At 63.6% G+C, this 9,115-nt stretch carries 8 protein-coding genes and 1 pseudogene; 3 read left to right on the top strand and 6 right to left on the bottom strand.

Going from position 1 to position 9,115, the window contains the following annotated elements:
* From EOA78_RS33980 to EOA78_RS38020, 3 genes and pseudogenes are all read left to right on the top strand, one after another.
* Positions 1-291: nucleotide-binding domain containing protein (locus EOA78_RS33980; RefSeq protein ID WP_281034101.1), on the top strand; the 291-nt coding region annotated here is incomplete at its 5' end.
* A pseudogene (gene pdxA / locus EOA78_RS33975) lies at positions 288-1,297 on the top strand (4-hydroxythreonine-4-phosphate dehydrogenase PdxA). The gene EOA78_RS33980 and the pseudogene pdxA, both read left to right, overlap by 4 nt.
* Positions 1,297-2,352, top strand: coding sequence for a cupin domain-containing protein (locus tag EOA78_RS38020; RefSeq protein WP_127319926.1), 1,056 nt, complete (start codon positions 1,297-1,299; stop codon positions 2,350-2,352). The pseudogene pdxA and the gene EOA78_RS38020 overlap by 1 nt, the downstream one beginning before the upstream one ends.
* Before the next feature lie 85 nt (positions 2,353-2,437).
* Here EOA78_RS38020 and tdh read toward each other — a convergent pair whose 3' ends face one another.
* The 6 genes from tdh to EOA78_RS33940 all read right to left on the bottom strand — a co-directional run.
* Positions 2,438-3,472 (bottom strand): L-threonine 3-dehydrogenase, encoded by a 1,035-nt coding sequence (tdh, locus tag EOA78_RS33965; RefSeq protein WP_127319924.1) that lies wholly within the window; start codon positions 3,470-3,472, stop codon positions 2,438-2,440.
* An 11-nt stretch (positions 3,473-3,483) separates the two neighbouring features.
* The gene (locus tag EOA78_RS33960; protein ID WP_127319922.1) at positions 3,484-4,674 is read right to left on the bottom strand and encodes a glycine C-acetyltransferase; all 1,191 of its coding nucleotides are present in this window, start codon (positions 4,672-4,674) and stop codon (positions 3,484-3,486) included.
* Entirely contained in the window at positions 4,665-5,636 is a 972-nt protein-coding gene (locus EOA78_RS33955; RefSeq protein WP_127319920.1) for a homoserine kinase, read from the bottom strand. Before EOA78_RS33955 ends, EOA78_RS33960 begins: the two co-directional genes overlap by 10 nt.
* 30 nt (positions 5,637-5,666) lie before the next feature.
* Positions 5,667-7,091 (bottom strand): threonine synthase, encoded by a 1,425-nt coding sequence (gene thrC, locus EOA78_RS33950; protein ID WP_127319918.1) that lies wholly within the window; start codon positions 7,089-7,091, stop codon positions 5,667-5,669.
* An 80-nt stretch (positions 7,092-7,171) separates the two neighbouring features.
* Positions 7,172-8,485: an FAD-binding oxidoreductase gene (locus EOA78_RS33945; RefSeq protein ID WP_127319916.1), complete on the bottom strand. Its 1,314-nt coding sequence runs from the start codon at positions 8,483-8,485 to the stop codon at positions 7,172-7,174.
* Between the two features lie 58 nt (positions 8,486-8,543).
* Positions 8,544-9,115: ABC transporter permease (locus EOA78_RS33940; protein ID WP_164784075.1), on the bottom strand; the 572-nt coding region annotated here is incomplete at its 5' end.

The raw sequence follows: 9,115 nt of genomic DNA, 5'->3' as shown, positions 1-9,115 counted from the left end.
GTCCTGCACGGTATCGCCCGGGACGCTGCCGAACGACTGCGCCGCCAGCCGTATGATGTCGTGATCGCCACAGGCGGAGATACCATGGAAGCCATTCTCGACCTCCTGGAGATCTTCGAGATCCTGCGGGAGTTCGAGCCAGGCTTTCCGGTGGGCCGCGCTTTCCTTGGGGACGGGCGCCAGCTTCTCATCGGCATGAAGGCAGGCGGCTTCGGTGACGGTGACACGCTTCGGCGCGCAATCGCCGAGCTCCGCCAGAACGCCGCGACACCAGCACAGGCCTTGCCATGACCCAATCTGCTCCTCTTGCCATAACGATGGGCGACGCCTCCGGCATCGGTCCGGAGATCGTGGCCAAGGCATTGGCCCGGGGAAACCAGCGGGCCGTCGTGATCGGCAGCCGCGTCGTGATGGGGGACATCGTCCGTCGTCTTGGCCTTGACCTAACGGTCAGGCAGGTCACCGGACCCGAGGAAGCACGCTTCGAGCCTCGGTCCATCGAGGTGGTCGAAACGACCCAAATCCTGGAGTTGCCGCCGCTTGGGGTCGTTAACGCCATTTCCGGCCAGGCGTCCTTCGACGCAATCATAGCCGTGATCTCCGCGGCCAAGGCCGGCACCGTCAGCGGCATTGTAACCGCGCCGATCAACAAGGAAGCGATGGGATGCGCGGGCATCCGCTATCCCGGACATACCGAGATCCTGGCCGACCATAGCGGCGCGAAGCGCGTTGCGATGATGCTGGCCAATGACGACATCCGCACGGTTCTCGTGACCATCCACACGTCCTTGCGCAACGCCATCGAAAAGGCGGATTTCGACGCGCAGATGTCGGCGATCCGGCTGGCGCATGAAAGCGGCAAGGCCCTCGGCATCGCGGCGCCGCGCATCGCGGTCGCGGGGCTCAATCCCATGCCGGCGAAGGTGGGCTCTTCGGGGATGAAGAAATCCGGATCATCCGGCCTGCGGTCGAGGCGGCGCGGGCCGAGGGCATCGATGCCAGCGGCCCCTGGCCCGGCGACACCGTCCACATGCAGGCCCGCCAGGGTCGCTTCGACGTCGTCGTGGCCCAATATCACGATCAGGGCCTGATCCCGGTGAAATATCTCGGCCTCGAAAAGGGCGTGAACATCACGCTGGGCCTGCCGTTCGTGCGGACGAGTCCCGATCATGGCACGGCGTTCGATATCGCGGGTCAAGGTATTGCCGATCCCAGCAGTCTCAAGACCGCGCTCGCATACGCGCGGCGGCTCGTTACAGCACAAACCAAGACCAAAGAACTTGAAAGGATGGTCTGATGGGTCTTCGCTTCATCTTCATGCTCACACGCAACGACCGGACGGTCGAGGACGCGCCGACACAGCTTCGAGCCGCCCTGAACCTCGGCGTCCGCCATATCGGCTTCAAGGATCTCGGCTTGCCGATCGACCAGTTGAAGTCGCTCAACCAAGCCATCAAGGCGGGTGGCGCAACCTCCTATCTCGAAGTCGTCTCGCTCGACTGGGAGAGCGAGATCGTCTCCGCGAAGGCTGCGGTCGAGATCGGCGTCGACATCCTGTTGGGCGGCACGCGCGTTGACGACGTTCTGCCGATCGTCGCCGGCAGCAGCATACAATACTTCCCCTTCCCGGGGCGCATCAGCGGTCATCCGAGCGTGCTCGAAGGCACGATCGAGGAGATTGTCGAGAGCGCCAAGGCGCTGACCGCGCGCGACGGCGTGCATGGTCTCGACCTGCTTGCCTATCGCTCCAGGGAAGACGTCCCGACCCTAATCAGGAAGGTCTGCGCGACCGTGTCCAAGCCGGTCTACGTTGCCGGCTCGATCGACACGCCTGAGCGTATCGCCGTGGTCAGGGACGCTGGAGCCGCCGGCTTTACGATCGGCACCGCCGCGCTGGATGGCAAATACCCGGCGCCGGAAAAGGATGTGTCGAGCCAGCTCGCTACGATCCTGCGCGACGTCGCCACGCTCAACAGGCACATCTCGCCATTCCACAAGAAGAACCTGGCACGCTCCTTCGAGCACTTCTCGGATAGCTGGTCGCCCAAGGTCGCAGGCCAGGTCAACAACATGCAGGTCAAACTCGCCAAGTTCGCAGGCGAATTCGTCTGGCACTTCCACCCGCAGGAGGACGAGCTTCTCTTTGTGCACAAGGGACGCCTGCTCATCAAGTTTCGTGATCGCGACGAGATCGTCGACCCGGGCGAGTTCATCGTCGTCCCGCATGGCGTCGAGCATTGCCCTGTGGCTTTGGACGATACCTGCGAGGTAGTGCTGTTCGAACCGGACACCACGCTTAATACCGGCACGGCAACAAACGAGCGAACGGTGACCGAACTCGGCCACATCTAGAGGGATGTGGCCACTTGGGGGCGGCTGGCGCTTGAAGCGGAGAGCCAAGGCCGCGAGGCCCGGAGTCTCGCCTAAAGCACAACCCCTACCAGTCCATGACCACCTTGCCGGAGTTTCCGGAGCGCATGGCGGCGAAGCCGGCGTCGTAGTCGTCGATGCCGATACGATGGGTGATAAGGCCGGACACGTCGAGCGGGCCCTGCACCAGCGCGATCATCTTGTACCACGTCTCGAACATCTCGCGGCCGCAGATGCCTTTCAGCGTCAGCATCTTGAAGATGACCTTGTTCCAGTCGATCTCGAAGCCAGTCGGGGCAATGCCGAGGATGGCGATCTTGCCGCCATTGTTCATGGTGTCGATCATGTCGCGGAAGGCGACGGCCGAGCCAGACATTTCGAGGCCGACGTCAAACCCTTCCTTCATGCCCTCCTCGCGCATGACGTCGCGCAGCTTTTCCCTCGAGGCGTCGACGACGTGATGGATGCCCAGCTTGCGGGCGAGGTCGAGGCGGACGGGATTGATGTCGGTGATGACGACTTTCCGCGCGCCGACGCACTGCGCCACCAGCGCCGCCATGATGCCGATCGGGCCGGCGCCGGTGACCAGCACGTCCTCGCCGACCAGGTCGAAGGAGAGAGCGGTGTGCACGGCGTTGCCGAGCGGGTCGAAGATCGCGGCGGTCTCGTCCGGCACGTCGTCCGGGATTGGCACGACATTGTGCTGCGGGATGGCGACATACTCGCCGAAGGAGCCCGGCCGGTTGACGCCGACGCCCAGCGTGTTGCGGCACAGATGTCCCCGGCCGGCGCGGCAGTTGCGGCAATGGCCGCAAACGATGTGTCCCTCGCCCGAGACGCGCTGTCCGACCTTGTATTCGGTGACAGCCTTGCCGACGTCGGCCACCGTGCCGACGAATTCGTGGCCGGTGACGAGGCCGACAGGCACGGTTTTCTGGGCCCACTGGTCCCAATTGTAAATGTGCACGTCGGTGCCGCAGATGGCCGACTTCTTCACCTTGATCAGCACGTCGTTGGGGCCGATCTCAGGGATCGGCACGCGCTCCATCCAGATGCCGGGTTCGGCCTTTGCCTTAACGAGGGCGCGCATCATGTTGGACATTCTATTGTTCCTCAGGAAATGATGCCGAGTTCCTTGCCCACCTCGCCGAACGCCGTCACCGCGCGGTCGATGTCGGCGGTGGAATGCGCGGCCGACATCTGGGTGCGGATGCGCGCCTGGCCCTTAGGCACGACGGGGAACGAAAAGCCGATGACATAGATGCCGCGCTTCAACATCCTTTCCGCCATCTGCTGCGCCAGAGTCGCGTCGCCCAGCATGACCGGGATAATCGGATGGTCGGCGCCGGCCAGCGTGAAGCGGAGCTTGGTCATGGACGAGCGGAAGCGGTCGGCGTTGGCGTAGAGTTTTTGGCGCAGGGCGTCGCCCTGGTCCATGATGTCGAAGACTTTCAGCGACGCGGCGGCGATGGCCGGCATCAGCGTGTTGGAGAACAGGTAGGGCCGCGAGCGCTGGCGCAGCCAGTCCACTACCTCGCGCCGCGCGCTAGTGTAGCCGCCGGACGCGCCGCCGAGCGCCTTGCCGAGCGTGCCGGTAATGATGTCCACCCTGCCTTCGACGCCGCAGTGCTCGGCCGAGCCGCGGCCATGCTTGCCGACGAAGCCGACGGCGTGGCTGTCGTCGACCATGACCATGGCGCCGTATTTCTCCGCGAGGTCGCAGACGCCCTTCAAATTGGCGATGATGCCGTCCATGGAGAAGACGCCGTCGGTGGCGATCAGCTTGAAGCGGCTGCCCTCGGCCTTCCTCAGCTCCTCCTCGAGCGCCGCCATGTCATTGTTGGCATAGCGGAAGCGCTTTGCCTTGGAGAGCCGCACGCCGTCGATGATCGAGGCGTGATTCAGCGCGTCCGAGATGATGGCGTCTTCCTCGCCGAGCAGCGTCTCGAACAGGCCGCCATTAGCGTCGAAGCAGGAGCCGTAGAGGATCGTGTCCTCCAGGCCGAGGAAGGCGGAAATCCGGGCTTCGAGCTGCTTGTGCTCCTCCTGCGTGCCGCAGATGAAACGTACCGAGGCCATGCCGTAGCCGTAGCGGTCGAGCGCGGCCTTCGCCGCCTCGCGCAGCTCCGCGCTGTCGGCGAGACCCAGATAGTTGTTGGCGCAGAAGTTCAGCACACGATCGCCACCGGCCACCTCGATCTCGGCTGACTGCATCGAAGTGATGACGCGCTCGGACTTGTAGAGGCCGGCTGCCTCCATCTGGGAAAGCAGGTCTCGAATGTGGCCTTCCAGGGTCATCGCCATAACGCCTCTAACTCCCGTGTTGTGTTCTCTCCACGAAGCACGCGAAGGATGCGCTCGAAGTGGCTGGGATCGTGTGCATTGAGCAGCGCGGCCTCGCGAGGCAGGTGCAGATCCCAGAGACGCGAAAGCCAGAAGCGAAATGCTCCGGCGCGCTGCATTGCCGGAAGCAATCTGCGTTCGGCCGGAGCAAGGACGCGCACCGATTCATAGCCGGCTAGCAATGCGGCGGTTCGCGTTTCGTGCTGACGACCGGTGCAGCCTTCGACGCACCAGTCGTTCAGGCACACAGCGATATCGAACAGAAGCGCGTCGCAGCCGGCGAAATAGAAATCGAAGACGCCCGTCAGGCGCTCGCCGACAAACAATGCGTTGTCGCGAAAAAGATCGGCGTGAACCGGCCCTCTGGGAAGGTACGCGTAGGATGCGGAAGCCGCTAACTCCTTCTGGAAAGCCAGCTCACTCGCGAGCAGCGAGCGCTGCGCATCGGACATGAAGCGGCTGACCACCGGCGCCACCTCGTCCCACCAGGAGAGACCTCGCGGATTGTCCTGATGCCGCGGGTAGTCGCGCCCGGCCACGTGCATCCGCGCCAGGAACTCGCCGATCGAGTGACAATGCGCGTCGCCTGGTGCTGTCACGCTCTCGCCCGCAAGCCGGTCGACGACGACGGCAGGCCGGCCCTTCAGCGCGTGAAGGATTTCGCCATCGCCGTTGGCGACCGGGTTCGGAACCGGCAGGCCCCGCTCTGCGAGGTGCTTCGTGAGATGGAGATAGAAGGGCAATTGCTTGCTTGTAAGCCGCTCGAATAGCGTGAGCACATACGCGCCGGTGTCGGAATCGACGAAATAGTTGGTGTTCTCGATCCCGCTCGTGATGCCGCGAACGGAACGCGGCCGGCCCAGTCCCAGCGCCCGAAAGAACGCCGCGACCTCGCCGTCCGAGAGTTCTGTGTACACGGCCATGAAGAAACAGCTCCCGACGCGGCGTTTTCTCTAGCCTGCGCCCTGCAGGGTCTCGGAGATGTAGCTCTTGACGGCTTGCGCATCGACGGGAAGGACATTGAACCGTTTCGGCAAGTCCTCTATGCCCTCGAACCGCTGCGGACGGTCGGGCTCGCGGCCCAGAGCTTGCTGGATAGTCTCGGCAAATTTCACCGGCAGCGCGGTTTCGAGCACGATCATCGGCGTCTCCGGATCGGCGTGCTTGCGCGCCACCTTCAGGCCATCGGCCGTGTGCGGATCAATGAGCGTGCCGGAACGCTCCCAAGTGTCACGGATCGTCGCCAGCCGGTCGGCATGGGTGCTCTTGCCGCTGCGAAAGCCAAAACGGTCCGCGCCGTGGGAAAAAGCGGGATCCCCGCTGAGATCGAATGACCCGCTTTGCCGCAACTGATCGTCGAACAGCGATCTCGTCCGGCTCGCGTCGCGGCCGATCAGGTCGAACACAAAACGCTCGAGATTTGACGCCTTGGAGATGTCCATGGACGGGCTTGAGGTCTCGAACGTGTCGGCACGCCCGCGCACGCGATAGACACCGGTGCGGAAGAACTCATCCAGAACATCGTTCTCGTTCGTCGCCACGACGAGACTGGATATCGGGAGTCCCATCATCCGCGCGACGTGACCGGCGCAGACGTTGCCGAAGTTGCCCGAAGGAACGGTGAAGGCGACGCGGGTCGCGCCGTTCCTGGCGACTTGAAAGTAGCCGTGGAAGTAATAGACAACCTGCGCGAGCAGTCGCGCCCAGTTGATGGAATTGACGGCACCGATCCGGTGACGCCGCTTGAAGTCGGCATCGCCACACACCGCTTTCACGATGTCCTGACAATCGTCGAACACACCTTCGATGGCGAGGTTGTGGATGTTGTCGTCCTGGAGGCTGAACATCTGGGCCTGCTGAAAGGCGCTCATCCGTCCATGCGGCGACATCATGAAGACACGCACGCCCTTCTTGCCGCGCATCGCGTATTCGGCCGCGCTGCCGGTGTCGCCGCTGGTGGCCCCAAGAATGTTGAGTTCCTCGTCCCGACGTGCCAGCTCGTACTCGAGCAGGTTGCCGAGCAGCTGCATGGCCATGTCCTTGAACGCCAGCGTCGGGCCGTTCGACAGTTCCAGAACGTGGACACCCGACTCGAGATGCCGAACGGGAGCTATGTTGGGAGTTCCGAAGTTTTGCGCCGTGTAGGTCTTTTCGCAAATCGCGGTCAGGTCGGCGTGTGGGATATCGTCGATGAAGAGCGACAGGATCTCGACGGCGAGTTCGGCGTAGGACACGCCGCGCCACCGGTCCAGCATGGCGCCATCTACAAGCGGGTAGGTCTCGGGCACATAGAGCCCGCCATCCGGCGCGAGACCTTCGAGTAGGATCTCGCAAAACGCCTTGCGCTCGGGATGGCCCCGCGTGGATATGTAGTGCATCGGAAACTCTTCCTTGGGGACGCAGCCATGTGGCTATCGTCACGATATCTTGCGGTCGGGCTGACCGACCCTTCGTCTTCTCAGCGCCGGGCACGCAACCAGGCGATCTTGTCCTGCAGTGCGTAACCCTTGATGATCGCCGGCAAGAACCAGGGATCGCCCCTATAGAAAGGGATGGAAGTTGGCGGTCGGAAGTCGAAAGCCGTGCCGGCGTCTTGCGCGCGACCCATCAGCTTGTAGGCGGCACGCGTGCCGACCCACGGTGCCCAGACCACGCCCGAACCGCAAAAGCCGGTGGCATAGACGATGTCATCCTTTTCAAAAATGCGGGGCAGCATGTCGCGGTTCATGGCCACGTTGCCGAACCAGCTGTACGAAAAGCGAACCTTCTCCAGCTCCGGGAAAATCTCGACCAGCCCGTTGCGCAGGCGGAGCGTCGGGGCTGTCGGATCGCTGTTGCCGCGGGAGCTGTCTCGCCCGCCGAGCAGAATGCGCATGCCGTCGGGTGAAGGACGATAGTAGAAGCCCAGCTCCCGGTTCTCGCCCATCATCATCAGCTTGGGCATAAGCCGCGCCATCAATTCAGGCGGAAGCTCCTCGGTGACGATGATCCGGCTGCGGACCGGCACCAGGCGGCGGCGCAGGAAGGGATTGGCGCCGTCCGTATAGCCGTTTGTGCAGACCAACACCTGGCGCGCCTGCACGGTCCCGGCCGAAGTCGCGACACGGAACCCGGAGCCATCCCTTTCGATCGAGGTCACCGGCGTGTTTGAATGCACCGTCAGTCCGGAGGCGAGCGCCACCCGCAGCAGCTCGGCATGGAACTTGGCGGGGTGCAGGCCGCCGATGTCCATCCGCACCGTGCCGCCGCGGTAGAAGTCGGTGCCTATGTAGTTTCGCTGCTCGGCATGCGGAACGGCGTAAGATTCGATCCCCAGCCTCTTCGCCAGCCCTTCGGCGCCGCGGGCCATCTTCTCGTACTGGTTATATCCTATGGCACCCGTGAACCGGCCGACCAGCCGGAAGTCGCAGTCGAGTGCTTCCGTCTTGATGAAATCGTACAGGAACTCCCGGGCGATCTTGCCTTCGGCCTCGATCGCCTTGGCCTTTTCTTCGCCGAACCGTCGGGCGATGGTGGCATAATCCGGCCGAATGCTTCCGCTCGTAATGCCGCCATTGCGTGACGAGGCCCCTTCGCCCGGATTCATCGCATCGAAGGCGGCAACCGAACGCCCTTCCCGCGCCAGCACCAGCCCGGCCGACAGGCCGGCATAGCCGGCGCCGACGATCGCCACGTCCAGCGTCTTGGCCAGGGGCTGCGGCGGCAGCGGCCTGACGGGCGCCTCCTCCCACCAGTAGGGCGTATTCTTGTCGGGGACTTTGGGCTCATTCACGAACGTAACTTTCCGTTGCGTTCTAGGGATCGGCAGTGGGTCGCGTTCGCCGGCGAGATCAGACACGGTCATCTCGCACGTCGAGCGCATCGCGCAGCCCGTCCCCGATGAAGTTGAAGCTGGTAACCGCGATGGTGATCGCGGCCCCGGGGATGATCGCCAGCCAGGGCGCGCTCGACAGATACTGCTGGGCGCCCTCCAGCATGTTGCCCCAGCTGGCCAGCGGCGGCTGAATGCCATAGCCCAGGAAGCTGATATAGGCTTCCAGAAGTATCGCGTGCGCGACCGTCAACGTGGCGGCCACGATGATCGGTCCCATGGCGTTGGGCAGGATCTCGCGGAACATGATATGCGCTCCGCTTAAACCCAGCATGCGCCCAGCCAGGACGAACTCGCGCTCGCGCAGAGAGCGGACCTCGGCCTCGACAATTCGAGCCACTTCCATCCAACTGGTGACCGCGATGATCACCGTGACCATGGCCGGGCTCGGCTTCAGTGCCGCGGCCAAAGCGAGCAGCAGGAAGATTGACGGGAAAGACAGGAAGCCATCGACCGTGCGCATCAGCGCCGCGCCGATCCAGCCGCCGCGATAGCCCGCGATCACGCCGACAAGCGTTCCGATCCTGTCTC

It is taken from the genome of Mesorhizobium sp. M5C.F.Cr.IN.023.01.1.1, assembly GCF_003997585.1.
GTDB lineage: Bacteria > Pseudomonadota > Alphaproteobacteria > Rhizobiales > Rhizobiaceae > Mesorhizobium > Mesorhizobium wenxiniae.
The sequence above is the reverse complement of the archived record's forward strand: the minus strand, read 5'-3'. Positions and strand labels throughout refer to the sequence as shown.

Bases quoted from the DNA above. Each gene is read 5' to 3' on its own strand.
- EOA78_RS38020 (WP_127319926.1), top strand. From the start codon at position 1,297: ATGGGTCTTCGCTTCATCTTCATGCTCACACGCAACGACCGGACGGTC.
- tdh (WP_127319924.1), bottom strand. From the start codon at position 3,472: ATGTCCAACATGATGCGCGCCCTCGTTAAGGCAAAGGCCGAACCCGGC.
- EOA78_RS33960 (WP_127319922.1), bottom strand. From the start codon at position 4,674: ATGGCGATGACCCTGGAAGGCCACATTCGAGACCTGCTTTCCCAGATG.
- EOA78_RS33955 (WP_127319920.1), bottom strand. From the start codon at position 5,636: ATGGCCGTGTACACAGAACTCTCGGACGGCGAGGTCGCGGCGTTCTTT.
- thrC (WP_127319918.1), bottom strand. From the start codon at position 7,091: ATGCACTACATATCCACGCGGGGCCATCCCGAGCGCAAGGCGTTTTGC.